This window comes from Saccharothrix sp. DSM 118769, assembly GCF_052936295.1.
Genome location: NZ_CP193627.1, coordinates 8,120,507 through 8,146,517, shown reverse-complemented (window position 1 = coordinate 8,146,517; position 26,011 = coordinate 8,120,507). Strand labels below are relative to the sequence as shown.

General features: G+C 74.0%; 23 protein-coding genes. 18 read left to right on the top strand and 5 right to left on the bottom strand.

Annotated features, from left to right (window positions below; genetic code table 11):
• Positions 1–111 precede the first annotated feature (111 nt).
• Genes hisF through hisI form a run of 3 tightly spaced genes read left to right on the top strand, consistent with a single transcriptional unit; the run spans position 112 to position 1,654 of the window.
• Complete coding sequence (hisF, locus tag ACRAKJ_RS34265) at positions 112–885, top strand: imidazole glycerol phosphate synthase subunit HisF (RefSeq protein WP_438919534.1); 774 nt, start codon at positions 112–114, stop codon at positions 883–885.
• Positions 885–1,262: a hypothetical protein gene (locus ACRAKJ_RS34260; protein WP_438919535.1), complete on the top strand. Its 378-nt coding sequence runs from the start codon at positions 885–887 to the stop codon at positions 1,260–1,262. Before hisF ends, ACRAKJ_RS34260 begins: the two co-directional genes overlap by 1 nt.
• Positions 1,259–1,654 carry a phosphoribosyl-AMP cyclohydrolase gene (gene hisI, locus ACRAKJ_RS34255; protein WP_438919536.1) on the top strand — a complete coding sequence of 132 codons (396 nt, stop codon included), beginning with the start codon at positions 1,259–1,261 and terminating at the stop codon, positions 1,652–1,654. Before ACRAKJ_RS34260 ends, hisI begins: the two co-directional genes overlap by 4 nt.
• Here hisI and ACRAKJ_RS34250 read toward each other — a convergent pair.
• Positions 1,651–2,295, bottom strand: coding sequence for a TetR/AcrR family transcriptional regulator (locus ACRAKJ_RS34250; RefSeq protein WP_438919537.1), 645 nt, complete (start codon positions 2,293–2,295; stop codon positions 1,651–1,653). The genes hisI and ACRAKJ_RS34250 overlap by 4 nt on opposite strands.
• A 94-nt stretch (positions 2,296–2,389) precedes the next feature.
• Between ACRAKJ_RS34250 and ACRAKJ_RS34245 the strand changes: the two genes are divergently transcribed.
• The 8 genes from ACRAKJ_RS34245 (at position 2,390) to ACRAKJ_RS34210 (ending at position 9,428) form a co-directional block, all read left to right on the top strand.
• Complete coding sequence (locus ACRAKJ_RS34245; RefSeq protein ID WP_438919538.1) at positions 2,390–3,931, top strand: anthranilate synthase component I; 1,542 nt, start codon at positions 2,390–2,392, stop codon at positions 3,929–3,931.
• Positions 3,924–4,466 carry a Trp biosynthesis-associated membrane protein gene (locus ACRAKJ_RS34240; RefSeq protein ID WP_438919539.1) on the top strand — a complete coding sequence of 181 codons (543 nt, stop codon included), beginning with the start codon at positions 3,924–3,926 and terminating at the stop codon, positions 4,464–4,466. The genes ACRAKJ_RS34245 and ACRAKJ_RS34240 overlap by 8 nt, the downstream gene beginning before the upstream one ends.
• A gap of 199 nt (positions 4,467–4,665) precedes the next feature.
• Complete coding sequence (gene trpC / locus ACRAKJ_RS34235; protein WP_438919540.1) at positions 4,666–5,475, top strand: indole-3-glycerol phosphate synthase TrpC; 810 nt, start codon at positions 4,666–4,668, stop codon at positions 5,473–5,475.
• 25 nt (positions 5,476–5,500) lie between these two features.
• Positions 5,501–6,724, top strand: a complete 1,224-nt coding sequence (gene trpB / locus ACRAKJ_RS34230; RefSeq protein ID WP_438919541.1) for a tryptophan synthase subunit beta — start codon at positions 5,501–5,503, stop codon at positions 6,722–6,724.
• Positions 6,721–7,506: a tryptophan synthase subunit alpha gene (gene trpA, locus ACRAKJ_RS34225; protein WP_438919542.1), complete on the top strand. Its 786-nt coding sequence runs from the start codon at positions 6,721–6,723 to the stop codon at positions 7,504–7,506. Before trpB ends, trpA begins: the two co-directional genes overlap by 4 nt.
• A gap of 33 nt (positions 7,507–7,539) precedes the next feature.
• Positions 7,540–7,689 carry a hypothetical protein gene (locus ACRAKJ_RS34220; RefSeq protein WP_438919543.1) on the top strand — a complete coding sequence of 50 codons (150 nt, stop codon included), beginning with the start codon at positions 7,540–7,542 and terminating at the stop codon, positions 7,687–7,689.
• A complete protein-coding gene (gene lgt, locus ACRAKJ_RS34215; protein ID WP_438919556.1) occupies positions 7,686–8,753 on the top strand; it encodes a prolipoprotein diacylglyceryl transferase in 1,068 nt (355 codons plus the stop codon). Before ACRAKJ_RS34220 ends, lgt begins: the two co-directional genes overlap by 4 nt.
• A gap of 6 nt (positions 8,754–8,759) precedes the next feature.
• Positions 8,760–9,428 (top strand): winged helix-turn-helix domain-containing protein, encoded by a 669-nt coding sequence (locus ACRAKJ_RS34210; RefSeq protein ID WP_438919544.1) that lies wholly within the window; start codon positions 8,760–8,762, stop codon positions 9,426–9,428.
• A gap of 1 nt (position 9,429) precedes the next feature.
• On the opposite strand, the gene ACRAKJ_RS34205 is transcribed toward ACRAKJ_RS34210, so the two are convergent.
• Positions 9,430–9,957, bottom strand: coding sequence for an AMIN-like domain-containing (lipo)protein (locus ACRAKJ_RS34205; protein WP_447008791.1), 528 nt, complete (start codon positions 9,955–9,957; stop codon positions 9,430–9,432).
• A 76-nt stretch (positions 9,958–10,033) separates the two neighbouring features.
• Between ACRAKJ_RS34205 and ACRAKJ_RS34200 the strand changes: the two genes are divergently transcribed.
• Together ACRAKJ_RS34200 and ACRAKJ_RS34195 are read left to right on the top strand one after the other, a co-directional pair.
• Positions 10,034–11,404, top strand: a complete 1,371-nt coding sequence (locus ACRAKJ_RS34200) for an ATP-binding protein (protein WP_438919086.1) — start codon at positions 10,034–10,036, stop codon at positions 11,402–11,404.
• A 9-nt stretch (positions 11,405–11,413) separates the two neighbouring features.
• Entirely contained in the window at positions 11,414–12,307 is an 894-nt protein-coding gene (locus tag ACRAKJ_RS34195) for a phosphotransferase (protein WP_438919087.1), read from the top strand.
• Positions 12,308–12,349: 42 nt separating this feature from the next.
• Here ACRAKJ_RS34195 and ACRAKJ_RS34190 read toward each other — a convergent pair whose 3' ends face one another.
• Positions 12,350–13,285, bottom strand: a complete 936-nt coding sequence (locus tag ACRAKJ_RS34190) for a TAXI family TRAP transporter solute-binding subunit (protein ID WP_438919088.1) — start codon at positions 13,283–13,285, stop codon at positions 12,350–12,352.
• Positions 13,286–13,430: 145 nt separating this feature from the next.
• On the opposite strand from ACRAKJ_RS34190, the gene dctA reads away from it, so the two are divergent.
• From dctA to ACRAKJ_RS34175, 3 genes are all read left to right on the top strand, one after another.
• Complete coding sequence (gene dctA / locus ACRAKJ_RS34185) at positions 13,431–14,798, top strand: C4-dicarboxylate transporter DctA (protein WP_438919089.1); 1,368 nt, start codon at positions 13,431–13,433, stop codon at positions 14,796–14,798.
• Positions 14,799–15,276: 478 nt separating this feature from the next.
• The gene (gene gltB / locus ACRAKJ_RS34180; RefSeq protein WP_438919090.1) at positions 15,277–19,815 is read left to right on the top strand and encodes a glutamate synthase large subunit; all 4,539 of its coding nucleotides are present in this window, start codon (positions 15,277–15,279) and stop codon (positions 19,813–19,815) included.
• The gene (locus ACRAKJ_RS34175; protein ID WP_438919091.1) at positions 19,808–21,313 is read left to right on the top strand and encodes a glutamate synthase subunit beta; all 1,506 of its coding nucleotides are present in this window, start codon (positions 19,808–19,810) and stop codon (positions 21,311–21,313) included. Before gltB ends, ACRAKJ_RS34175 begins: the two co-directional genes overlap by 8 nt.
• Positions 21,314–21,368: 55 nt before the next feature.
• Here ACRAKJ_RS34175 and ACRAKJ_RS34170 read toward each other — a convergent pair whose 3' ends face one another.
• The gene (locus ACRAKJ_RS34170; protein ID WP_438919092.1) at positions 21,369–23,426 is read right to left on the bottom strand and encodes a helicase-associated domain-containing protein; all 2,058 of its coding nucleotides are present in this window, start codon (positions 23,424–23,426) and stop codon (positions 21,369–21,371) included.
• A 92-nt stretch (positions 23,427–23,518) separates the two neighbouring features.
• Here ACRAKJ_RS34170 and ACRAKJ_RS34165 point away from each other — a divergent pair, with 92 nt between their 5' ends.
• Positions 23,519–24,175: a DUF2461 domain-containing protein gene (locus tag ACRAKJ_RS34165; protein ID WP_438919093.1), complete on the top strand. Its 657-nt coding sequence runs from the start codon at positions 23,519–23,521 to the stop codon at positions 24,173–24,175.
• On the opposite strand, the gene ACRAKJ_RS34160 is transcribed toward ACRAKJ_RS34165, so the two are convergent.
• Positions 24,150–24,473, bottom strand: a complete 324-nt coding sequence (locus ACRAKJ_RS34160) for a VanZ family protein (RefSeq protein ID WP_438919094.1) — start codon at positions 24,471–24,473, stop codon at positions 24,150–24,152. The genes ACRAKJ_RS34165 and ACRAKJ_RS34160 overlap by 26 nt on opposite strands.
• A 106-nt stretch (positions 24,474–24,579) precedes the next feature.
• On the opposite strand from ACRAKJ_RS34160, the gene pyk reads away from it, so the two are divergent.
• The gene (pyk, locus tag ACRAKJ_RS34155; protein WP_438919095.1) at positions 24,580–26,004 is read left to right on the top strand and encodes a pyruvate kinase; all 1,425 of its coding nucleotides are present in this window, start codon (positions 24,580–24,582) and stop codon (positions 26,002–26,004) included.
• Positions 26,005–26,011: the final 7 nt, after the last annotated feature.

Genomic DNA, 26,011 nt, shown 5'->3' with positions numbered 1-26,011 from the left:
GCGAGCGTGGAAGACACGGACACAAAACCTTCGACCTCCTCTAGTTAACCACACTTCGGGCCGGATGTCCCGCGCGATCCACGATCGGGTGATCCCCGTAGGCTTTTACCCATGTCAGTAGCGGTGCGCGTGATCCCCTGCCTGGACGTCGACCGGGGGCGGGTCGTCAAGGGCGTCAACTTCACCAACCTCGTCGACGCGGGCGACCCGGTCGAGCTGGCGCGCGCCTACGACGCCGAGGGCGCCGACGAGCTGACCTTCCTGGACGTGACCGCGTCGTCCGGCGACCGGGAGACCACGTTCGACGTCGTCCGCCGCACCGCCGAGCAGGTCTTCATCCCGCTCACCGTGGGCGGCGGCGTGCGCACGCCCGAGGACGTGGACAAGCTGCTGCGCTCCGGCGCGGACAAGGTGAGCGTCAACACCGCCGCCATCGCCCGCCCCGAGCTGCTGGGCGAGCTGTCCCGCCGGTTCGGCGCGCAGTGCATCGTGCTGTCGGTCGACGCGCGCCGCGTGCCCGAGGGGGAGCGGCCCACGCCGTCCGGCTTCGAGGTCACCACGCACGGCGGTCGCCGGGGCACCGGCATCGACGCGGTCGAGTGGGCCGCGCGGGGCCAGGAGCTGGGCGTCGGCGAGATCCTGCTCAACTCGATGGACGCGGACGGCACCAAGGCCGGGTTCGACCTGGAGCTGATCCGGTCCACCCGCGCGGTCGTCGACGTGCCGCTCATCGCCAGCGGCGGCGCCGGGCGGCTGGAGCACTTCCCGCCCGCCGTGGCCGAGGGCGCGGACGCCGTGCTCGCGGCCAGCGTGTTCCACTTCGGCGCGCTGCGCATCGGCGACGTGAAGAAGGGCCTGCGCGACGCGGGCGTGGAGGTCCGCTGATGGCCGGCCCGCGCAACGCGCCCACCGAGGTGCTGCTCGCCACCGCCATCGGCGCCGCCGGCGCGGTGCTGTTCGTGCTCATGGGCGTCGTGCGGTGGCAGGTGGAGTCGGACCCGTACTGGGTGCGCTTCCCGGTGATCCTCGCGGTGCTGTCGCTGCTCGCCGTGGCCGGCCTGCTCGCCGGCTGGCGACCCGCCCGGCTGACCGCCGCGTTCGTCTTCGGCCTGGTGGCGCTGGTCCACCTGCTGGCCGTGCTCAACCAGGGGCCGGTGTGGATCAGGGTGCTGTCCGGCCTGCTCTCCGCCGTCCACGTGTTCGCCGTGGTGCTGCTCAACACCCGACCCGCCCTGGTCCACTTCCGCGGAGGACGCCCGTGACCGGCGCGCTCGACCCCTCGATCGCCTCCCGCCTCAAGCGCACCGCCGACGGGCTGGTGTGCGCCGTCGTCCAGCGGCGCGGGACCGGCGAGGTGCTGATGGTGGCCTGGATGGACGACGAGGCCCTGCACAGCACGCTGACCACGCGCCGCGCCACGTACTTCTCGCGCAGCCGGCAGCGGCAGTGGGTGAAGGGCGAGACGTCCGGGCACACCCAGTACGTGCACGAGGTGCGGCTGGACTGCGACGGCGACGCGCTGCTGGTGGTCGTGGACCAGGTCGGTGGCGCGTGCCACACCGGCGACGCGACCTGCTTCGACGCCGACCTGCTGCTGGGGCCCGCCGGACGACCACCTGCCCAGGGGACGCCCGACCAGGGGACGCCCGACTAGGGGGTCGTCCCCTCGGAGGGCACCGGCCGGTCGAGGTCGCCGGTCAGGTAGCGCTGGAGGTTCGGCGCGATCGCCCGGACCACGGTGTCCACGTCGGCCGAGGCGAACGGCTCGAAGCGCACCACGTACCGGATGATGCCCATGCCGAAGATCTGGCTGGCCAGCAGCGTGGCGCGCAGGTCGGCGTCGGGCACGTCCAGCCGGCAGACCACGCGCTTGAGCAGGGTCTGCACGAAGAACTCCTGGAGCACGCCGGCGACCTGCTCCTGCGAGGTGACGCTGCGGACCAGGGCCGCGAACTGGCCGCCGCCGGTGGCGTCCCAGATGGTCACGAAGTTGCGCACGATCCGCTCGCCGATCTCCTCGGGCGGACCGTCGAGCAGCTGTTCGACCAGCGCGTTCGGGTCGATGGGCACCTGGAGGACGGCCTTGGCGAACAGGCCCTCCTTGCCGCCGAACCAGTGGTTGACCATGGCCGCGTCCACGCCGGCCCGCGTCGCGATCGAGCGCACCGTGGCCCCCTCGTAACCGCGCTCGACGAACACCTCGCGCGCGGCCTGGAGCAGCGCGGCCCTGGTGTCCTCGCCGCCGGCGCGGCGGCCTCGGCGCTTCGGTCCGGTGCGGTTCGGGCTCTGGTCCACCCCCCCATCATGGGCGACCACCGCAAATCGTTCGGCGGACGATGGACTTCACCGGGCGCGGGACCTCCCGCCGGCATCGGTCACAATGTCGCCCATGGTGAGCCTCATCGGTGCAGGCGCGGGTCTGGGCGAGGTCAGTCCCACGCGCGAGGAGTTCCGCGAGCTGGCCGCCGAGCGGCGGGTGGTCCCCGTGGTGCGGCGGCTCCTGGCGGACGCCGAGACCCCGGTCGGCCTGTACCGCAAGCTGGCGGCGGACCGGCCGGGCACGTTCCTGTTCGAGTCGGCCGAGAACGGCCGCTCCTGGTCGCGCTGGTCGTTCGTCGGCGCGCGCAGCGCGGGCGCGCTGACCGCCACCGGCGGCGAGGCGTCCTGGATCGGGCCGCACCCCGTGGGCCTGCCCGAGGGCGGCGACCCCATGGTGGCGCTGCGCGAGACCATCGAGGTGCTGCGCACCGACCCGCTGCCCGGCCTGCCCCCGCTGACCGGCGGCATGGTCGGCTACATCGGCTACGACGCGGTGCGCCGCCTGGAGCGGCTGCCCGAACTCGCCGAGGACGACCTGCGGGTCCCCGAACTGGTGATGCTGCTCGCCACCGACCTCGCGGCGCTGGACCACCACGAGGGCACCGTCACGCTCATCGCGAACGCCATCAACTGGGACGACTCCCCGGAGCGCGTGGACGCGGCCTACGACGACGCGGTGGCCCGGCTGGACCGGATGACCCGGGACCTCCAGTCCGCAGCCCCGGCGACGGCCGCCGTGTTCTCCCGCCCCAAGCCGGAGTTCACCCGGCGGCGCACGCGCGAGGAGCACCACGCGGTCGTGGAGAAGGCCAAGGAGGCCATCCGCGCGGGCGAGGCGTTCCAGGTCGTGCTCTCGCAGCGGTTCGAGATGCGCACCGACGCCGACCCGCTCGACATCTACCGCGTGCTGCGCACGTCCAACCCCAGCCCGTACATGTACCTGCTGCGGCTGGACGACTTCGACATCGTCGGGTGCAGCCCGGAGTCCCTGGTCACGGTGCGCGACGGCAAGGCGACCACGCACCCCATCGCGGGCACCCGGTGGCGCGGCGTGGACGCCGAGGAGGACGCGCTGCTGGAGAAGGACCTGCTGGCCGACCACAAGGAGCGCGCCGAGCACCTCATGCTCGTCGACCTGGGTCGCAACGACCTGGGCCGGGTGTGCAAGCCGGGCTCGGTGACCGTGGTCGACTTCTTCAAGGTCGAGCGGTACTCGCACGTCATGCACATCGTGTCCACGGTGAGCGGCGAGCTGGCCGAGGGGAGGACCGCGTTCGACGCGGTGGCCGCCTGCTTCCCGGCGGGCACCCTGTCCGGCGCGCCCAAGCCGCGCGCGATGGAGCTGATCGAGGAGCTGGAGCCCACCCGGCGCGGCCTGTACGGCGGCGTCGTCGGCTACCTGGACTTCGCGGGCGACGCGGACACCGCCATCGCCATCCGGACCGCCCTGGTGCGCGACGGGGTGGCGTACGTGCAGGCCGGCGGCGGCATCGTGGCCGACTCGGACCCCGTGGCCGAGGACAACGAGTGCCTGAACAAGGCGGGCGCTGTCCTGTCGGCCATCGCCACCGCGCAGACGATGGCCCCGGCGGTGGACCCGGCCGGTGTCTGACCACGACCCGCACCGGCCCGAAGCCGACCCCGAAGCCGCGGCGGCGGCGCGGGCGGGGGCGGCCCGGAGGCGTCCACTGTGGATCGCCGTGCTGCTGCTCCTGCTGGCCGCCGGCGCGCTGTGGGCCACCTCGACCATGACCTGGGGCGCCACCCGGGTGAAGCCGGAGGCCACCGGCGCCGAGGTCCAGCCCGCCCTGGTGCCGGTGGCGCTGTTCTGCGTGGCCGCCGTCGCCGCCGCGGTGGCGCTCGCGGGCTGGATGCGCCGGGTGCTGGGCGCCCTGGTGCTGCTCGCGGCCGTCGCGGTCAGCCGGATGGTGACCGCGGCCTCCCCGCCGGCGGCGGCGTACGCGGTCGTCCTCCTGGGCCTGCTGCTGATGGCCGCGGCGGGCCTGCTGCTGCTGGTCAGGGGCGCGGCGATGCCCCGGTTGGGCGGCGGCTACCAGACGCCCGGCGCGGCGCGGCGGAGCGCCGACCCCGAGCGCGAGCTGTGGAACGCGCTGGAGCGCGGGGACGACCCGACCGAGCGGGAGTGACGCCCGCCGGACCGGCCGGTGCCGCACGTTTGCGCACGTGGGCTCGTGAGGACCCTTATCAGCAGCGTGAACGCGGCGACCCCGGTGGCCGGAGTCGGTCCGCGACGGGGTTAGCATCCACGTGGCGGGAAGGGGAGCATGACGTGCGGGAGCTTGCGAGGGAACCGGAAGGTCTGACGGAGTCGGGCGAGGTGCTCGGATGACCGTTCTCGAGTCGATCATCGAAGGCGTCCGCGAAGACCTCGCCGTGCGCGAGGCGGCACTGCCCTTCGACGTGCTGAGGGCCAAGACGGCCAAGGTCGCGCCGCCGCAGGACGTGATGTCGATCCTGCGCGGGCCGGGCGTGGGGGTGATCGCCGAGGTCAAGAGGCGCAGCCCCTCGAAGGGGGCGCTGGCCGAGATCCCCGAGCCCGCGGAGCTGGCCGTCCAGTACGAGCTGGGCGGCGCGCGGTGCATCAGCGTGCTGACCGAGCAGCGCCGCTTCGGCGGTTCGCTGGAGGACTTCGACGCGGTGCGCGCGGCGGTGGGCGTCCCCCTGCTGCGCAAGGACTTCATCGTCAGCCCGTACCAGGTGCACGAGGCGCGCCTGCACGGCGCCGACCTGGTGCTGCTGATCGTGGCGGCGCTGGAGCAGAACGCGCTGGTCTCGCTGCTGGACCGGGTCGAGTCGCTGGGCATGACCGCCCTGGTCGAGGTGCACACGGCCGAGGAGGCCGACCGCGCGCTGGAGGCGGGGGCGAGCGTCATCGGCGTGAACGCCCGCAACCTGCACACCCTGGAAGTGGACAAGGACGTCTTCGGGCGGATCGCGCCCGGCCTGCCCTTCGACACGATCAAGATCGCCGAGTCCGGGGTCACCGGGCCGGGCGACCTGATGTCGTACGCGGGCGCGGGCGCCGACGCGGTGCTGGTCGGCGAGAGCCTGGTGACGAGCGGCGACCCCAAGGTCGCGGTGAACAAGCTGGTGACGGCGGGGTCCCACCCCGCGTGCCCCCGGCCCAGCAGGTAAGACACAGCCGGTAGGAGGAGTGCGCATGTCGCGCGGCCAGTTGGCTCCGACACCCCACGACCCGGACGAGCGGGGTCACTTCGGGCCGTGGGGCGGCCGGTTCATGCCGGAAGCCCTGATCGCGGCGGTGGACGAGCTCGCCGCGTTCTACGAGAAGGCGCGGGTCGACCCGGAGTTCCTGGACGAGTTCGCCCGGCTGCTGCGCGACTTCGCCGGACGCCCGTCGCTGCTCACCGAGGCGCCGAAGTTCGCGGCGCACGCGGGCGGCGCACGGGTGTTCCTCAAGCGCGAGGACCTCAACCACACCGGCTCGCACAAGATCAACAACGTGCTGGGCCAGGCGCTGCTGACCAAGCGCATGGGCAAGAAGCGGGTCATCGCCGAGACCGGCGCCGGCCAGCACGGCGTGGCCACGGCCACCGCCTGCGCGCTCATGGGCCTGGACTGCGTCGTCTACATGGGCGAGGTCGACACCGAGCGGCAGGCGCTCAACGTGGCCCGGATGCGGCTGCTCGGCGCGCAGGTCATCCCGGTCAAGAACGGCTCGCGGACGCTCAAGGACGCGATCAACGAGGCGCTGCGCGACTGGGTCGCCAACGTCGACGACACGCACTACCTGCTGGGCACCGCGGCGGGGCCGCACCCGTTCCCGGTGCTCGTGCGCGACTTCCACCGGGTCATCGGCATCGAGGCGCGGCAGCAGATCCTGGAGAAGGCCGGTCGCCTGCCCGACGTCGTCGCCGCGTGCGTCGGCGGCGGGTCCAACGCGATCGGCATCTTCCACGGCTTCATCGACGACCCGTCCGTGCGGCTGGTCGGCCTGGAGCCGGGCGGCGACGGCGTCGAGACCGCGCGGCACGGCGCCACGCTCACCAAGGGCACGCCCGGCTCGCTGCACGGCGCCATGTCGTACGTGCTCCAGGACGCCGACGGGCAGATCGCCGAGGCGCACTCCATCTCGGCGGGCCTGGACTACCCCGGCGTCGGCCCCGAGCACGCCCACCTCAAGGACATCGGGCGCGCCGAGTACCGGCCGGTGACCGACGCCGAGGCGATGGACGCGTTCGCCCTGCTCTCCCGCGAGGAGGGCATCATCCCGGCGGTCGAGTCGGCGCACGCCCTGGCCGGTGCGATCAAGCTCGGCCGCGAGCTGGGACCGGAGTCGCTGATCCTGGTGAACCTGTCCGGTCGCGGCGACAAGGACATGGACACCGCCGTCAAGTGGTTCGGGCTGGGAGTGGACGCATGAGCAGGCTGTCCCCGCTGTTCGAGGCGTGCCGGGCCGAGTCGCGCGCGGCGCTGATCGGCTACCTGCCCGCCGGGTACCCGACCGTCGAGGGCTCGAAGGACGTGCTGCGGACGATGGTGTCGTCCGGGTGCGACCTGGTGGAGGTCGGCCTGCCGTTCTCCGACCCGGTGATGGACGGGCCCACCATCCAGCGCGCCGCCGAGACCGCGCTGCGCGAGGGCTTCCGGGTGCGCGACCTGTTCGGCGTGGTCGAGTCGGTCGCGTCGGCGGGTGGCCGGGCGGTCGTCATGACCTACTGGAACCCGGTGCTGGCCTACGGCGTGGACCGCTTCGCGCGCGACCTCGCGGCGGCCGGCGGGCTCGGCGTCATCACCCCCGACCTGGTGCCCGACGAGGGCGAGGAGTGGATCGCCGCGGCGCGCGCCCACGACCTGGACCGGATCTTCCTGGTCGCGCCGTCGTCCACCGAGGAGCGCGTCGCGATGACCGCCCGGGCGTCGAGCGGGTTCCTGTACGCGACCTCGGTGATGGGCGTGACGGGGGCGCGCGACGTCGTGTCCTCGGCCGCCCCGGCGCTGGTCGGGCGGGTGCGCGAGCACACCGACCTGCCGGTGGGCGTGGGGCTGGGCGTGCGCAACGGCGCGCAGGCGGCGGAGCTGGCCGGGTTCGCGGACGGGGTCATCGTCGGGTCGGCGTTCGTGTCGGCGGTACAGGACGGCACGGTGGCCGCGCTGACCGAGGAGCTGGCGGGCGGGGTGCGCCGCACGGCGGCTGCCGTGTAGCACGCACGTTCGAGTGAACCAGCCCGTTCGGGGGTGGGTCCCCGGACGCCGGACGGCGTCGAGCACGTCGAGGCGGCGCGCGGCCAGGACGGCGTGCTCCGGCTCGAACGACCCTTCCCGGTAACAATCGAGCTGTCGGCGCAGAGCACCCCCGGCCACCCACTACGGTGGTCGGCGTGGTGACGACTTACCTCGCGACGATCCCGAGCCCCGACCAGGGCGTGTGGCAGCTCGGACCGATCCCGCTCCGCGCCTACGCCCTCTGCATCATCGCCGGCATCGTGGTGGCGATCTGGTGGGGCGAGCGCCGGTGGGTGGCCCGCGGCGGGCTGAAGGGCGAGGTCACGGACATCGCGGTGTTCGCGGTGCCGTTCGGCCTGGTCGGCGGCCGGCTCTACCACGTGGCGACGGACTACCACAAGTACTTCGGCGAGGGCCGCAACCCGCTGGACGCGCTGGCCATCTGGAACGGCGGCCTGGGCATCTGGGGCGCCATCGCGCTGGGCGGCGTGGGCGCGTGGATCGCGTGCCGCCGCAAGGGCATCCCGCTGCCCGCGATGGCGGACGCGCTGGCGCCCGGCATCGTGGTCGCGCAGGCCATCGGCCGCCTCGGCAACTACTTCAACCAGGAGCTGTACGGCGGTCCCACCACGCTGCCGTGGGGCCTGGAGATCTACGAGCGGGTCAACCCGGACACCGGCTTCAAGGACGACCTGGCCGGCGTCGCGCTGGACCACACGCCGATCGAGGTCGTGCACCCGACGTTCCTCTACGAGCTGCTGTGGAACCTCGGCGTCGCGCTGCTGATCGTGTGGGCCGACCGCAGGTTCCGCCTCGGCCACGGCCGGGTGTTCGCGCTCTACGTCGCGGGCTACACGGCGGGCCGGTTCTGGATCGAGCTGATGCGGACCGACCCGGCGACCGAGGTCTTCGGCCTGCGCATCAACGTGATCACGTCGGTCGTGGTGTTCGTCGGCGCGGTCGTCTACTTCGTGCTGGCCGCGAAGCGGGGCGACCGGGAGGTCGTCGTGCGGCCCGACCCGGACGCCGAGGGCACCGAGGCCGGGGGCGGTGCGACGGCCGCCGGCAAGCCCGCCGAGGGGTCCGCCGGCGCGGCCGGGGACGGGCCCGAGGACGACGTGGCGCACGAGCCGGCCGGCGCGCCGGAGCCGGGGAAGAAGACGGTGCCGGACGACGGGCCCGCCGACAACGGGCCCGCGGGCGGCGGCGACGGGCCGGAGCGGTAGGGCGGCGTGCGCATCCTCGTCGTCGAGGACGACGACCGGGTGGCGCGCGGCCTGCTCACCGCCCTCAAGCACGCGGGCTACGAGGTCCACCGGGTGGGCACGGCGGCGGCGGCGCTGACCGCGCCGGCGGCGGACGTGGTGCTGCTCGACCTGGGCCTGCCCGACGGCGACGGCCTGGACGTGCTGCGCGAGCTGCGCCACCGCACGGGCACGGCGATCATCACCGTCACCGCCCGCGGCGAGGAGCGCGAACGGGTCCTGGGCCTGCGCCTGGGCGCCGACGACTACGTGGTGAAACCGTTCGGCACGGCCGAGCTGCTGGCCCGCGTCGAGGCGGTGCTGCGCCGCACCCGGTCGGCCCGGGCCGCCGAGCGCGAGCACGAGGTCACCCTGGGCCCGCTGACCCTGGACCCGGCGAGCCGGGAGGCCAGGGTCGACGGCGAGCCGGTGCCCCTGACCCGCAAGGAGTTCGACCTGCTCGCGCTGCTCGTCGGCCGCGCGGGCACGGTGGTCAGCCGCGACCTGATCGTGGACCAGGTGTGGCAGGCGCACTGGGAGGCGCCGTCGCGCACCCTCGACACCCACATCGCGGCGCTGCGCGGCAAGCTCGGCGACGCCCTGCGCATCGAGACGGTCCGGGGTGTGGGCTACCGCGTGGCGGCCCACACCCCGTAGCTCACCAGGTGTGCGCGACGTCCACGACGACCCGCCCCGGCAGGGTGAACACCCGGAACGGCAGCAGGGCGCGGGTGCCCAGGCCGATCGTCGACCGGCCCTCGAACGACCCGGCCCACGCGGCCTGCCGGAACGTGGCGTAGCCGGTCACGTCGACCAGCTCGGACCGGTTCGCCGGCGAGTACGTCTCCTCGCCCGCCCCGTCGTGGGCGGGCGAGGAGACGGAGACCCGGAGCTTCCCGCCGCCGCGCAGGGGGACCACCTTGCCCGACCCCTCGTGCGCCACCTCGTCCACGTACTCCGCGGAGTACCCCTCGTTCACCCCGCCGAAGTCGAGCACGAGCCGGTCGAAGCACTCGTGCTGCCCGGACCTGATGTCGGTCAGGGCGCCCTGGCTGCCGGACGGGGCGTGCTTGGCGCCCGAGCCCCAGTCGACCGGCGCGCACGCGTTCGCCGCGATCGCCGCGCCCGGCACGGCGAGGGCCAACCCCAGTGCCGCGACCAGCAGCAGCGCACTCCTGCGTACCATTCCCACTCCCCCTCGTCAGGGCCACCGCGGCCCTCGACGGGGATGACGCGCGTCACCGCGGGGAGGTTGCACGGCCGTGCTCCGCCGCCTGTTGGCCCTGATCGTGCCGCTGCTGGTCGCCCTGGTAGCCGCGCTGGGCGTGCCGCTCGCGTTCGCGCTGGTGCAGCGGGAGAGCCAGGAGGTCCACCTGGACCGCCTGGGCGACGCGAGCCGGTTCGCCTCGCTCGCCGAGAACGCCCTGGCGTCGGGCCGCCTCACGGCGCTGCGCGACGAGCTGGTCCGCTACGACCGGCTCTACGGCATCCGGGCGGCCCTGATCGGCACGGACCGCGCGGTGGTGGCGGCGTCGCGGGAGCCGTTCGACCTGGGCGACCCGACCGTGGACGCGGGGCTGGACGCGGCGTTCAGCGGCTACCGGGGCGAGGCGGACCGGTCGGTGTGGCCGTGGGAGGACGTGGACCTGGTCGTCGTCGAACCGGTGGGCCGCGACAGCGAGGTGGTCGCCGCCGTGGTGACGATCTCGCCCACCGACGGCCTGCGCGCGGCGGTCCTGCGCCAGTGGGGCCTGCTGGCCCTCGTCGGCCTGGTGCCGATGCTCGCGGTGGCGGCGGTGGCGTGGCCGCTGTCGCGGTGGGTGCTGCGGCCGGTCCGCAAGCTGGACGAGGCCACCGCGGCGGTCGCGGGCGGCGAGCTGGACGCCCGCGCCGACGAGGTGGGCGGGCCGCCGGAGCTGCGCAGGCTCGCGGCGAGCTTCAACGCCATGGTCGGCGTGGTCGGCCGGGCGCTGCGCCGGCAGCGGGCGTTCGTCTCGGACGCCTCCCACCAGCTGCGCAACCCGCTGGCCAGCCTGCGCCTCGCGGTGGACAACCTGGAGCCGCACCTGCACGGCGAGGCGGCCCGCGAGGCGCACCGCATCGCGGTGGACGAGGCCGAGGAGATGGGGCGCGTGCTGGACACCCTGCTGGCCGCGACCCGCCTGGACAGCGCCTCGGCCGCCGAACCGGTCGAGGTCGACGGCCTGCTCGCCACGCACGTGCCGGGCTGGCGCGCGCTGGCGTCGGCGGCCGGGGTGGGCCTCGACGTCGACGTGCCGCCGGGCCTGCGCGCGCTGGAACCGCCCGGCGGGCTCGGCAGCGTGCTGGACGAGCTGGTCGGCAACGCGGTCCGGCTGTCCGGCGGCACGCGCGTGCGCGTCTGGGGCCGCGCCGCCGACGGGCGGGTGGAGCTGCACGTCACCGACGACGGCGAGGGCCTGACCGAGCAGGAGCGGGCCGACGCCCTGCGCCGCTTCTGGCGCGCCCCGCGCCACCAGAACACGGCGGGCACGGGCCTGGGCCTGGCGATCTGCGCGGAGCTGATCGAGTCGGCGGGGGGCGCGCTGGCGCTGCGCGCCGCCGAACCGCACGGCCTGGACGCGGTGGTGCTGCTCGGCGCGCGGCACCGGTAGCGTGCCGCCATGACCGGTCCGGGTGAAGGCGTGCTGCGCTGGGTCGAACGCCACGCCGCGCGGGTGGTGGGGGCACGGGGGCTGCGCGAGGGAGGTTCGCCCTGGTCGCTCGACCTCGACGGGGCTGAGCGGGCCGTGCTGCGGGTCGGCCGCGACGACCCGGGCGGTCGCGCGCGGCTCGTCACCGAGGTCGCGGCGCTGCGGCTCGCGGAGCGGCACGCCCTGCCGACGCCGAGGGTGCTCGCGGCCGACGTGGACGGCGCGGAGGCCGGTTTCCCGGTGCTGCTCACGACGGCGCTGCCCGGTGGCAGCGCGATGCCGCCCACCCCGTCCCCGGCCCGGCTCAGGGCGCTGGGCGCCGTCGCGGCGGCCCTCCGGGAGGTCGTCGCGGACCCCATGCCGGGGCTGCCGCGGCGACGGTGGCCGCTGGACGGGGTGGGCGGCGGGTTCGCCCGGGACGCGGCGGGGTCGTCGCTGGTGGCCGAGGCCGTGGCGCTGGTGGACCGGCTGCCCGCGCCGGTCGGGCCGACGGTGCTCGTCCACGCCGACCTGTGGCAGGGCAACGTGCTGTGGGTGGGCGACGAGGTGACGGGGGTCGTCGACTGGGAGTACGCGGGTGTCGGCGCGCCCGGCCTCGACCTCGGGAACCTGCGCTGCGACGCGGCGATGCTGCTCGGCGGGGACGCCCCGGACCTGGTGCTCGACGGGTGGTGCGCGGCGGTGGGCGGACCGGCGCCGGAGGTCGCCCGGTGGGACGCGGAGGCCGCGCTGAGCACCCCGGGCGACGTGGCGGCCTGGCTGCCCGCGATCCACGACCAGGGCCGCACCGACCTGACGGCGGACGTGCTGGCGCGCCGCCGCGACGCGTTCCTGCGGGCGGCGCTCGACCGGCTGACCGGCTGACGGGCTGACCGGCTGACGGCGGCGCTCGGCGGCGCTCGGCGGTCAGCGCTTGTTCGCCCGGAACCAGCGCTCGGCGCCGCGGTGCAGCGGCACCCGGCCGGTGGCGATGCCGGTGCGCACGTTGATCCGCCCGGCCTCCGGGTGGCCCGCCGCGATGCGCGCGGACTCGGTGTAGACGGTCCTCGTCACGACCTCGACCAGGTCGGGGGACAGCGAGCTGCGGGCCAGCAGGAGGTTGGGGACGGCGAACGTGCGGCACGGGCCGAGGTCGCCGTAGGTCGTCGCCGGGATCGTCGCGGGCACGTACGGGCCGCGGTAGGTGTCGGCGAGCAGCTCGGCCTCCTCGGCGAGGTTGAGCAGGCGCAGCGGGAAGCCGTCGAGGATGCCGCTGATCGCGGGGGTCGGGATGCCGGTCAGCGCGAGCAGCGCGTCCAGCTCGCCCGCGACCAGCCGGCGCGCGGCCTCGTCGTGGGCCATGTTCCGCGCGTCCACCCGCACCCCGAGCAGGTCCAGCAGGCGGGTGGCGGTGAACTGGGAGCCCGACTCGACCGGCCCGAAGGACACCGAGCGGCCCGCGAGGTCGGCCAGCCGCTGGACCGGGGCGGCGGCGGGCACGACGACCTGCATGAAGCTGTCGTACAGCCGGCCGACGGCGCTGATGCCGCCCGGGTCGTCGGCGCTGAGCGGCGCGCCGTCCACCGGGTCCAAGGAGGACAGTCCCAGGTGGACCTGCCCTTCGCGGAGCAGCCGCACGTTCTCCACCGAGGCGCCGGTCGGCCGGGCGGTGACGCGGGTGTTCGGGAGCCGGTCGGCGAGGGCCGCCGCGAGCGCGCCGCCGACCGCCTGGAACACCGCGCCGTCCGGTCCGGTGGCGAGCACCAGCTCGCCGGGGGCGGGCGGCTCGGCGGCCGTGCAGGCGGGCGCGCCGACGCCCGCGGCGAGGGCGGCGAGCAGCACCGAGCGCCGGGAGACGTGCACGAGGTGCAGGTTAACCCCGGTCGCGGGTGAACGGGGCGTTACGTCAGAGGGACCTGAAGTTTCCCCGCACCTCCTTTACGGGAAGTCGGCCTGTGCTCAGGATCACCACCCAACCCCACCGTCGCGATGAAGCCCTGGAGGAGTCGTGGTCGCGAAGACCGAGACGCGCAAACCGATCTGGAAACACCTGTACTTCTGGGTGCTGGTGTCGATCGTGCTCGGCGTCATCGTCGGCTACGCCTTCCCCGCGCAGGCGTCGGGCATGAAGTGGCTCGCCGACTTCTTCGTCGCGCTGGTGAAGGTCGTCATCGCCCCGACGATCTTCTGCACGATCGTGGTGGGCATCGCGGGCCTGGGCAACCTCGCCAAGGCGGGCGGCCTGGCGCTGCGCACCATCCTGTACTTCACCGCCATGACCACGGTCGCGCTGGCGATCGGTCTGCTCGTGGTGAACATCGTGCAGCCGGGCCACCACGGCCCGGCCATCCCGATCAACGACGACGCGGCGGAGAAGACCCTCGCGGACGCCAAGACCGCCGAGACCGGCGTCACCGGGTTCATCCTCAGCCTGGTGCCGAAGTCGTTCTTCGGCGCGTTCACCGACGGCCAGCTCATCCAGGTCCTGGTGGTCGCGGTCCTGGTCGCGGTGGCCGTGGCGGGCATGGGCAAGGCCGGCGAGAAGGTCGTGCGGTCGCTGGACACCGTCGCCAAGGTCATGTTCGGCGTCATCAAGATCGTCATGTACGCGGCCCCGATCGGCGCGTTCGGCGGCATCGCCTACACGATCGGCAAGTTCGGCGGCACGATCCTGGGCAAGCTCGCCTGGCTGATGGGCTCGTTCTACGCCACGTGCCTGCTGTTCGTCCTGGTCGTGCTCGGCGGGGTGTCGCTGTACGCCGGGTTCTCGATCTTCAAGTTCCTCCGCTACATCAAGGACGAGCTGCTGATCGTGCTCGGCACGTCGTCCAGCGAGTCGGTGCTGCCCCGGATGCTGGTCAAGATGGAGGCCGCGGGCGCGGACAAGTCGGTGGTCGGCCTGACCATCCCGACCGGCTACTCGTTCAACCTCGACGGCACGTGCATCTACCTGACCATGGGCGCGATCTTCATCGCCCAGGCCACCGGCACGGAGGTCGGCCTCGGCACCCAGATCGGCCTGCTGCTGTTCATGCTGCTGGCCAGCAAGGGCGCGGCGGGCGTCACCGGCGCGGGCCTGGTCACCCTGGCGGCGTCGCTGAGCGCGTTCGAGGCGAACAGCGCCATCCCGGCGGTCGGCATCGCGCTGATCGTGGGCATCGACCGGTTCATGTCCGAGGCGCGGGCCATCACCAACGTCATCGGCAACGGCGTGGGCACCCTCGTCGTGGCGCGCTGGCAGGGCCAGCTGGACCGGGAGCGGCTCAAGGAGGTCCTGGACGACCCGTCCGCGGTCGACGTGGACGCCCTGATGGACCGGCAGCACGGCGACGACGACGTCGAGGAGAAGCGGCCCGCCGGCGCGGGCGCGCGCTGACACCGACCCCCGCACGAGGCCCCGGCGCTCCCGAGAGCGCCGGGGCCCCGTCATTCGAGACGCTGTGACCCGGGTCACCGCTGCGGGTCCGGCGGCGCGGGCTGGGGTATCCATTGGTGCGGAAGAGGCAAGGGCGACGGCCTCGGCGCGTGCGCCGAGTGATCGTCAGGGGCGTCCGGACACCGGACGACCGCGGCCCGACCAGCCCGTGTCGTGCAGCTCTCACCACCGCGCGACCCGGTTGTCGGTCGGTTATGCTTAACAACGCGTAACAACACCGACCCTAGTAATCGCTCCAGGGGGTCGAATCGTTACACGTCAGCGGCCGAGATCACCCGGAGGATGGTGTGGTTCGGTTTCGCGACTGTTAAAGTCGCGTCAACACGCGGGCCATCGTCGTCCCGTGCCCAGCAGCCGGATTCCAGGAACTGGACACGAGGACTCGTTCTCTAGCAGGACGACGAAGGAGGTCTGCGCAGTGATCTTCTCCGCCATCCCGTCCCCGCAGGGGCTCTACGACCCCGCTGCGGAGCGTGACGCCTGCGGCGTGGCGATGGTCGCCGACACCCGAGGCCGGCGTTCGCACGACATCGTCGTCGACGCGCTCACCGCGCTGGCCAACCTCGAACACCGCGGCGCCGCGGGCGCAGAGCCCACCAGCGGCGACGGCGCGGGCATCCTGCTCCAGCTGCCCGACGCGTTCCTGCGCGAGGTGCTCGACTTCGAGCTGCCCGCCGCGGGCGGCTACGCGGCCGGCATCGCGTTCCTGCCCGCCGCCGACGACGAGCGCGCCAAGGCCGTCGAGCTGGCCGAGCGGATCGCCGCCGAGGAGGGCCTGGAGGTCCTGGGCTGGCGCGACGTGCCGACCGACCCGGACAACGCCGGGGTCGGCCCCACCGCCCGCTCGGTGATGCCGCACTTCGCGATGCTGCTGGTCCGCGGCGAGGACGGCCGCACCGGCGTCGACCTGGACCGCCTCACGTTCGCCCTGCGCAAGCGGGTCGAGCACGAGTCGGTCGTGGCCGGCGCGGGCACCTACTTCCCGTCGCTGTCCGCCCGGACGATCGTCTACAAGGGCATGCTGACCACGGGCCAGCTGCCCGCGTTCTTCCCCGACCTGCGCGACGAGCGGCTCGCGTCCGCCATCGCCCTGGTCCACTCCCGCTTCTCCACCAACACCTTCCCGTCGTGGCCGCTGGCGCACCCGTTCCGGTACGTCGCCCACAACGGCGAGATCAACACCGTGCGCGGCAACCGCAACCGGATGCGGGCCCGCGAGGCGCTGCTGGCCTCCGACCTCATCCCGGGCGACCTGACCCGGCTGTTCCCGATCTGCCACCCCGAGGGGTCGGACTCGGCGAGCTTCGACGAGGTGCTGGAGCTGCTGCACCTCGGCGGCCGGAGCCTGCCGCACGCGGTGCTGATGATGATCCCCGAGGCGTGGGAGAACCACGCGTCGATGGACCCCGAGCGCCGCGCGTTCTACGAGTTCCACGCCAGCCTGATGGAGCCGTGGGACGGCCCGGCCTGCGTCACGTTCACCGACGGCTCCCTGGTCGGCGCGGTGCTCGACCGCAACGGCCTGCGCCCGGCCCGCTGGTGGCAGACCGCCGACGGCCGCGTCGTGCTGGCCTCCGAGACCGGCGTGCTCGACGTGCCCGCGGACCAGGTGGTGGCCAAGGGCCGCCTCCAGCCCGGCAAGATGTTCCTGGTCGACACCGAGCAGGGCCGCCTGGTCGACGACGACGAGGTCAAGTCGCGCCTGGCCGGGGAGTCGCCCTACGACGAGTGGCTGCACGCGGGCCTGCTGGAGCTGGCCGACCTCGCCGACCGCGAGCACGTCGTGCAGAGCCACGAGTCCGTGGTGCGCCGCCAGCGCACGTTCGGCTACACCGAGGAGGAGCTGCGGGTCCTGCTCGCCCCGATGTCCACGGCGGGCGCCGAGCCGCTGGGCTCGATGGGCACCGACACCCCGGTCGCCGCGCTCTCCCAGCGCTCGCGCCTGCTCTACGACTACTTCGTGCAGAACTTCGCCCAGGTCACCAACCCGCCGCTGGACGCGATCCGCGAGGAGATCGTCACCAGCGTCTCGCGGGTGATGGGCCCGGAGCAGAACCTGCTGGAGCCCGGCCCGGTCAGCTGCCGCCACATCAAGCTGACCTACCCGGTCATCGACAACGACGAGCTGGCCAAGCTCATCCACATCAACGACGACGGCGACCTGCCGGGCTTCGCGTGCACCGTCCTGTCCGGCCTGTACGAGGTGGACGGCGGCGGCCCGGCGCTGGCGGCGGCGATCGAGCGGGTGCGCCGCGAGGCGTCCGAGGCCATCGCGAACGGCGCGCGCACGCTCGTGCTGTCCGATCGCGACTCCGACCACCGGATGGCGCCCATCCCGTCGCTGCTGCTGGTCTCCGCGGTGCACCACCACCTGGTGCGCACCAAGGAGCGGCTGCGCGTGGCGCTCGTCGTGGAGACCGGTGACGCCCGCGAGGTGCACCACATCGCCGCGCTGCTCGGTTACGGCGCCGCCGCGGTCAACCCGTACCTGGCGTTCGAGACGATCGAGGACCTGATCGCCCAGGGCGCGATCACCGGCATCGAGCCGCGCAAGGCCGTGCGCAACTACGTGACCGCGCTGGTCAAGGGCACCCTGAAGATCATGTCCAAGATGGGCATCTCCACGGTCGGCGCCTACACCGCGGCCCAGGTGTTCGAGGCCGTCGGCCTGTCGAAGGACCTGCTGGACGAGTACTTCACCGGCACGGTGTCGAAGCTCGGCGGCGCGGGCCTGGACGTGCTGGCCGAGGAGGTGGCGCTGCGCCACCGCCGCGCCCACCCGGACAACCCGACCGACCGGGTGCACCGCCGGCTGGAGGTGGGCGGCGAGTACGCCTACCGCCGCGAGGGCGAGCTGCACCTGTTCACGCCGGAGACGGTGTTCCTGCTCCAGCACGCCACCAGGACCGGCAGGGAAGAGGTCTACCGCCGCTACACCGACGAGGTGGAGGCGCTGTCCCGCCAGGGCGGCACGCTGCGCGGCCTGTTCTCCCTGAGGACCGGGGACCGCACGCCCGTCCCGATCGACGAGGTCGAGCCGGTCTCCTCGATCGTCCGGCGCTTCAACACCGGCGCCATGTCCTACGGCTCCATCTCGGCCGAGGCGCACGAGACGCTGGCCATCGCGATGAACCGGCTCGGCGGCCGGTCCAACAGCGGCGAGGGCGGCGAGGACCCGGAGCGCCTGTACGACCCGGAGCGGCGCAGCGCGGTCAAGCAGGTCGCGTCCGGCCGGTTCGGCGTCACCTCCGAGTACCTGGTCAACGCCAGCGACATCCAGATCAAGATGGCGCAGGGCGCGAAGCCCGGCGAGGGCGGCCAGCTGCCCGGCTACAAGGTGTACCCGTGGATCGCGCGCACCCGGCACTCCACGCCGGGCGTCGGCCTCATCTCGCCGCCGCCGCACCACGACATCTACTCGATCGAGGACCTCGCCCAGCTCATCCACGACCTGAAGAACGCCAACGAGCAGGCCCGCGTGCACGTCAAGCTGGTCAGCGAGGTCGGCGTCGGCACGGTCGCGGCGGGCGTGGCGAAGGCGCACGCGGACGTCGTGCTCATCTCCGGCCACGACGGCGGCACCGGCGCGTCCCCGCTCAACTCGCTCAAGCACGCGGGCACGCCGTGGGAGATCGGCCTCGCCGAGACCCAGCAGACGCTGCTGCTCAACGGCCTGCGCGACCGCATCACCGTGCAGGTCGACGGCGCCCTGCGCACCGGCCGCGACGTGGTGGTCGCCGCCCTGCTCGGCGCCGAGGAGTTCGGCTTCGCCACCGCGCCGCTGATCGTCGCGGGCTGCGTGATGATGCGGGTCTGCCACCTCGACACCTGCCCGGTGGGCGTGGCCACGCAGAACCCGGAGCTGCGCAAGCGCTACACCGGCCAGGCCGACCACGTGGTGAACTTCTTCCACTTCGTCGCCCAGGAGGTGCGCGAGCACCTGGCCGCGCTCGGCTTCCGCACCATCGACGAGGCCGTCGGCCACGCCGAGCTGCTGGAGACCGACCGGGCCGTCGAGCACTGGAAGGCGGCCGGGCTGGACCTGTCGCCGGTGTTCGAGGTGCCCGAGACCCCGTACCGCACGGCCAAGCGCAAGGTCCGCGAGCAGGACCACGGCCTCGCGCAGGCCCTGGACCGCACGCTCATCCAGCTCGCCGAGGCGGCGCTGGAGGACGCGCACCCGGTGCGGCTGGAACTGCCGCTGCGCAACGTCAACCGCACCGTCGGCACCCTGCTCGGCGCGGAGGTCACCCGCCGCTTCGGCGGCGACGGCCTGCCCGACGACACGATCCACGTGACGTTCACCGGCTCGGCCGGCCAGTCGCTGGGCGCGTTCGTGCCGCGCGGCATCACGCTGGAGATGGTCGGCGACGCCAACGACTACGTCGGCAAGGGCCTGTCCGGCGGCCGGATCGTGGTCCGGCCGCACCCGGACGCGCCGTTCGCCGCCGAGCGGCAGGTCATCGCGGGCAACGTGATCGGCTACGGCGCGACGTCCGGCGAGATCTTCCTGCGCGGCCGGGTCGGCGAGCGGTTCTGCGTGCGCAACTCGGGCGCGCTGGCCGTGGCCGAGGGCGTGGGCGACCACGCGTTCGAGTACATGACCGGCGGCCGGGCCGTGGTGCTCGGGCCGACCGGCCGCAACCTGGCCGCGGGCATGTCCGGCGGCATCGCGTACGTGCTCGACCTGGACCCCGCCGCGGTCAACCGGGCGCAGGTCGAGCTCCAGCGGCCCGGCGCGGAGGACCTGCGCTGGCTGCGCGAGGTGGTCGAGAAGCACCACCAGCTCACCGGCTCCGCCGTGGCCGCGTCGCTGCTCGGCGACTGGCCCCGGCGTTCGGCCGGCTTCACCAAGGTCATGCCCGGCGACTACCAGCGCGTGCTCGAAGCGATGAGGCTCGCCCGCGCGGAGGGCAGGGACGTCGACCAGGCGATCATGGAGGCATCCCGTGGCTGACCCGTACGGCTTCCTGAAGCACCCCCGCGGCGAGGCGAAGAAGCGCCCCGCCGAGGAGCGGCTGGGCGACTGGGACGAGGTCTACCTCGACCTCGGGCCCGAGGCGCGCGACGCGCAGGTGCGCACCCAGGCGTCGCGGTGCATGGACTGCGGCGTCCCGTTCTGCCACTCGGGGTCGGCGGGCTGCCCGCTGGGCAACCTGATCCCGGAGTGGAACGACCTGGTGCGCCGGGGCGACTGGGGCCAGGCGTCGGACCGGCTGCACGCGACGAACAACTTCCCGGAGTTCACCGGGCGGCTGTGCCCCGCGCCGTGCGAGGCGGCGTGCGTGCTGTCGATCAGCCACGACGCGGGCGGCGCGGTCGCGATCAAGCGCGTCGAGCAGGCCATCGCGGACGTGTCCTGGGAGCAGGGGCTCGTGCAGCCCAGCCAGTCGCACGTCGCGTCCGGCAAGCGGGTCGCGGTCGTCGGCTCCGGCCCGGCCGGGCTGGCGGCGGCGCAGCAGCTGACGCGGGCCGGCCACGAGGTCACCGTCTTCGAGCGGGACGACCGGCTCGGCGGCCTGCTGCGCTACGGCATCCCCGAGTTCAAGATGGAGAAGAAGGTCCTCGACCGCCGCCTCGCGCAGCTGCGCAAGGAGGGCACGAGGTTCGTCACCGGCTGCGAGGTCGGCGTGGACCTGACCGTCGAGGAGCTGCGCGGGCAGTTCGACGCCGTGGTGCTGGCGGTGGGCGCCCTGCGCGGTCGCGACGACACCACGACGCCCGGCCGCGAGCTGACCGGCATCCACCTGGCGATGGAGCACCTGGTCCCGGCGAACCGGGCGTGCGAGGGCGACGGCGCGCCGTCGATCGACGCGGCGGGCAAGCACGTCGTGATCATCGGCGGCGGCGACACCGGCGCGGACTGCTACGGCACGGCGGCCCGCCAGGGCGCGGCCTCGGTGCTCCAGCTCGACCAGTACCCGATGCCGCCGTCGCAGCGCGACGACGAGCGCTCGCCGTGGCCGGTGTGGCCGTGGGTGCTGCGCACCTACCCCGCGCACGAGGAGGCGGGGGAGCGCAGGTTCGCGGTGGCCGTGGAGGAGTTCGTCGGCGACGAGCACGGGCGCGTGAAGCAGATCAAGCTGCGCAAGGTGCGCGTGGAGCGGGACGCCTCGGGCCGGCGCGTGGTCGTGCCGATGTCCGAGGAGGTCGAGCTGCTGCCCGCCGACCTGGTGCTGCTGGCGATCGGCTTCGAGGGCGTCGAGCACATGCCGCTGCTCGACCGGCTGGGCATCGCGCTGACCTCGCGCGGCACCATCTCGTGCGGTTCGGACTGGCAGACGCAGGCCCCCGGCGTGTTCGTCTGCGGCGACGCCCACCGCGGCGCGTCCCTGGTCGTGTGGGCCATCGCGGAGGGCCGCTCGGTGGCCAACGCGGTGGACCGCTTCCTGACCGGCTCGTCCGACCTGCCGTCGCCGGTGATCCCCAACCAGCTTCCGCTCGCCGTGGTGTAGGTGCCCCGGCCGCCCCGACAACGGCGTCGGGGCGGCCACGCACCACCCCCGCCGGTCAGGTGGCCGACGGCACGGGGCGCACCGACCGGATGCGGCTCACCGGGAACTCGCGGTGGCCCGCGTCGGTGGTCGCGGTCAGGTTGCCCGCCGCGTGGTCGACCGGCGTGACCACGTGCCGGACGGTGGTGCGCGGGCCGTTCGCCACGGCGATCTCCACCGACGTGCGGCTGACCAGGGCGTCCGCCAGCAGCACGACCTCCGAGTCGCGCAGCACCAGCGACTGGTCGCGCAGCAGCCGCACCGCGCCCGTGCGGCGGGACCGCACCTGCGGCGTGGCGGGGTGCGGGCGCTCGCGGTCCACCAGGGCGGCGGCCAGCGCGGTCAGCTCCTCCTCGGTCAGGTCCTTCCCGGTCGGCTCACCGCCGGTCGGCGCGTTCCCGGCCGACCCGCTCCCGGTCAGCCCGTTCCCGGCCGGCGCGTTCCCGGTCAGCGGCGCCCGTGCGGCGGGCGGGGGCGGCTCGACGCGGCGGCGGGGCACGCGGGCCACGAACGGGCCGCCGTCCGACGTCGGGGCGTAGCCCGCGGCGCGCAGGAGCGCCATCGTCTCCGGCACCGGCCGGGCGGAGGCCAGGACGGTCGGGGCCAGCGGGTGCAGGGACAGCCCGGCCAGCGCGCGGTGCCCGGCGATCTCGGCCAGCAGGACGGGGTCCTCGGCCCGCACGCAGCACGCCACCGCGGTCACCGCGACCTGACCGCGCTGCCGCGCCACCTCGTGCACCAGGCGCTCCAGGGCGGGCGGCACGCCGTGCGAGGCGGCGGAACCCAGGCGCGCCAGCAGCTCCCCGGGCTCGTGGCCCGCGTCCAGCGCCCGCCGCACGCTCGCCCCGCTGAACCGCCAGCCGCCGCTCGCGGCGTCGGCCGCCAGGTCCAGCACCTCGCACAGCTCCCGCGACGGCAGCCCGGCCACCGCCGCGGTCAGGTCGGGGCGCAGGTGCGCGGTCGTCGCGGCGGGCGGCACGAACCGGTCGGCCACCGCGGCCGTCGTCCCGCCCAGCACGGCGCGGCCCAGCGCGGACAGCGCGCCCAGCGCCACCAGGCCCACCGACTCGGCCTCCGCCAGCACGGCACCCGTCGCCGCCGGGTCGTGCACGGCGGGCCGCGACCACACCAGGTCGGCCACCACCTCGTGCCGGTGCTCGAACGCCTCGTCGGGTGCCAGCCGCGCGTACCGCTCCAGCACGCCGCGCCGCGCCCGGTCGCCCGCGCCCGCGGGGGGCGGTCCGGCCAGCGCCGCCCGCTGCCCGACCGCGGCCCACGTCATCCGCGGCCACGCGTCGGCCAGCGCGGCCAGCCGCGCGGCGGGCGGGGCGGCGCGCCAGCGGTCCGACGACCCGGTCGGCACCAGCCGGCGCGAGTCCTCGTCCACGCCCAGCAGCCGCGCCTCGGCCGCCAGCTCCAGCCACAGCCGCGCCCGGTCCTCCTCGACGCCCAGCGCGGCCGCGACCCGCCGCAGCTCGCGCAGGCCCACGCCGCTGCCGCACGCCACGTGCCGGGTGTCGCACAGCTCCACCAACCTGGTCACACCGTCCACAGTGGACGTGGCGGGCGCGGTGGCGGCCCGGTCGGCGAACCCCCGGTCCTGCCGCGCCCGGCGGGGCGCGCGCGGCGCGGGCGTGACCCGGCGCGCCGGCTCGCCGTCCGACGGGCGCAGCCCCGGGGAGGTGACCAGGGCGGGAGCCGCGGCCGGGCCCGAGGGGCCGGCCGGGTCGGGGGCGGGCTCAGCCGGCCACACCAGGGCGTGCGCGCGCAGCACGCCCAGCACCCGCTTCAGCTCGGCGCGCGCCGCCTTCCCGTTGCAGCGCAACGCCTCCGCCAACGCCTCGGTGCTCGCGCCCTCGCCCAGCCGCACCGCCGTGTCGAGCACGTCGCGGCACGCCCGGTCGAGGCCGTCGACGGCCCGCCGCAGCGACGACGCGGTGGTCAGCTCGTCGGCGAGCGCCCGGACCGTGCGGGGGCGGGCGCGGGCCGCGTCCCGGCGCAGCGCCAGGACCTCCCGGAGCTCCGGCGCGTCGAGTGCGCGCAGCCAGGCGACCAGCGCCGATTTCCTGCCCATCCGGACGATTATGCACCGGGCGTGATCACCTGGTCGCGGATCGCGGCGACACGTCCCGAAGGGGCCCGAAGCGCGGACGTAAGCTGTGCGCCGTGGAATTCACCGGCTTCGGCGAGTACGCGGTCGACTTCTTCGACGGGCTCGTGGTCGACAACTCCAAGGCGTACTGGGACGAGCACCGGCACGTCTACCAGGCCGACGTCCGGGCGCCGATGGAGGCGCTGCTCGCGGCGCTCGAACCGGAGTTCGGCCCCGGCAAGGTGTTCCGGCCGTACCGGGACGTGCGGTTCAGCAAGGACAAGACGCCCTACAAGGACCACTGCGGCGGCGTGGTCGAACTCGGCCGCGGCGGCGGGGCGCACTACGTCCAGGTCGGCACCGAGGGCCTGTTCGTGGCCGGCGGGTCGTTCGCGATGGCCCCCGACCAGCTCGCCCGCTACCGCGCCTCCGTCGTCGACGACCTGCGCGGCGAGCAGCTGGAGAAGCTGGTCACGGGCCTCGTCGAGGCCGGTTGGGAGCTGCGCGGGGACAAGCTCAAGCGCGCGCCGCGCGGCGGTGACCCGGAGCACCCCCGGATCGAGCTGCTCAAGCACCGGCGGATCTACGTGGCGAAGGTGTGGCCGCCCGACGACGCCCTGCACGAGCCGGAGTGCCTGGAGCGCGTCCGCGCCGCCTGGCGCGAGGTCACCCCGCTGGTCGACTGGTGCGCCGACCACGTCGGGCTCAGCGAGGTCGGCTTCCGCCGCTGACCGGCAGCAGCCGGAACACCAGCACCCCGACCGCGACGCCCGCCACGTCCACCAGCCCGTCCAGCACGTCGCCGCCGCGCCCCAGCGCGGTGAGGAGCCACTGGAGCACCTCCGAGACCACCGCGTAGCCGACCAGGCCGGCCACGAGCGGGACGCGCGGCAGCCGGGCGTACAGGCCGGTGACCGCGAGCAGGGCGAACAGCAGGCAGTGGACGACCTTGTCGGTCCCGGGAGGGGAGTCGGGCACACCTGACTGCGGGGTGAACAGGATGATGACGCTGAGCAACACCGCGGTCACGAACGGAAGGATTCTGGTGCCCACGAGGGCCATTCTCCCTGTTTCGCGGAGATTACCCCCGGGTACATCCTGATCGGTCCAGTGACAAGGACTACTCTGACCTAACGTGAGTCGACGCGCGAAGATCGTCTGTACGATGGGCCCTGCCACCGGGACCGAGGACAAGGTCAACGAGCTGGTGGCAGCCGGTATGGACGTGGCTCGGATGAACTTCAGCCACGGCAGCCATGCCGACCACAAGCAGGTCTACGACCTCGTCCGCAACGCGGCCGAGGCATCGGGCCGCGCGGTGGGCATCCTGGCTGACCTCCAGGGCCCCAAGATCCGGCTCGGCCGCTTCGCCCACGGTCCCGTGGAGTGGCGCACCGGCGACGTCGTGCGGGTGACCGTCGAGGACGTCGAGGGCACCCACGACCGGGTCTCCACCACCTACAAGCAGCTCGCCCAGGACGCCAGGGCCGGTGACCGGCTCCTGGTGGACGACGGCAAGGTCGGCCTGACCGTCCTGGAGGTCGACGGCCCCGACGTCGTCTGCGAGGTCACCGAGGGCGGCCCCGTCAGCAACAACAAGGGCCTGTCCCTGCCCGGCATGGACGTCTCCGTGCCGGCCCTGTCCGAGAAGGACATCGAGGACCTGGAGTTCGCGCTCAACCTGGGCGTGGACTTCATCGCCCTGTCGTTCGTGCGCTCGCCCGCCGACATCGACCTGGTCCACCAGGTCATGGACCGGGTCGGCCACGGCCGCAAGCCCGTCATCGCCAAGATCGAGAAGCCCGAGGCGGTCGACAACCTCGAAGCCATCGTGCTCGCGTTCGACGGCGTGATGGTCGCCCGCGGCGACCTGGGCGTCGAACTGCCGCTGGAGCACGTGCCGCTGGTGCAGAAGCGGGCGATCCAGATCGCCCGCGAGAACGCCAAGCCGGTGATCGTCGCCACCCAGATGCTCGACTCGATGATCACCAACTCCCGCCCGACCCGCGCCGAGACGTCCGACGTCGCGAACGCGGTGCTCGACGGCGCGGACGCGCTGATGCTGTCCGGCGAGACCTCGGTCGGCCGGTACGCCATCGAGTCGGTCAAGACCATGGGCCGCATCATCGAGGCCGTCGAGACCGAGTCCGTGCAGGTGCCGCCGCTGACGCACGTCCCGCGCACCAAGCGCGGCGTCATCTCCTACGCGGCGCGCGACATCGGCGAGCGGCTGAACGCCAAGGCGCTCGTCGCGTTCACCCAGTCCGGTGACACCGTGCGGCGGCTGGCCCGCCTGCACACGCACCTGCCGCTGCTGGCGTTCACGCCGGAGCCGAGCGTGCGCAGTCAGCTTTCTCTCACCTGGGGCACGGAGACGTTCATCGTGCCTAAGGTGGACTCCACCGACGAGATGGTCCGCCAGGTGGACCTGTCCATGCTGTCGATCGGCCGCTACCAGGCGGGCGACCTGATGGTGGTCGTGGCAGGCTCCCCGCCGGGGACCATCGGGTCCACCAACCTCATCCGGGTGCACCGCCTGGGGGAGGAAGACCACGCTTAGGAGATGA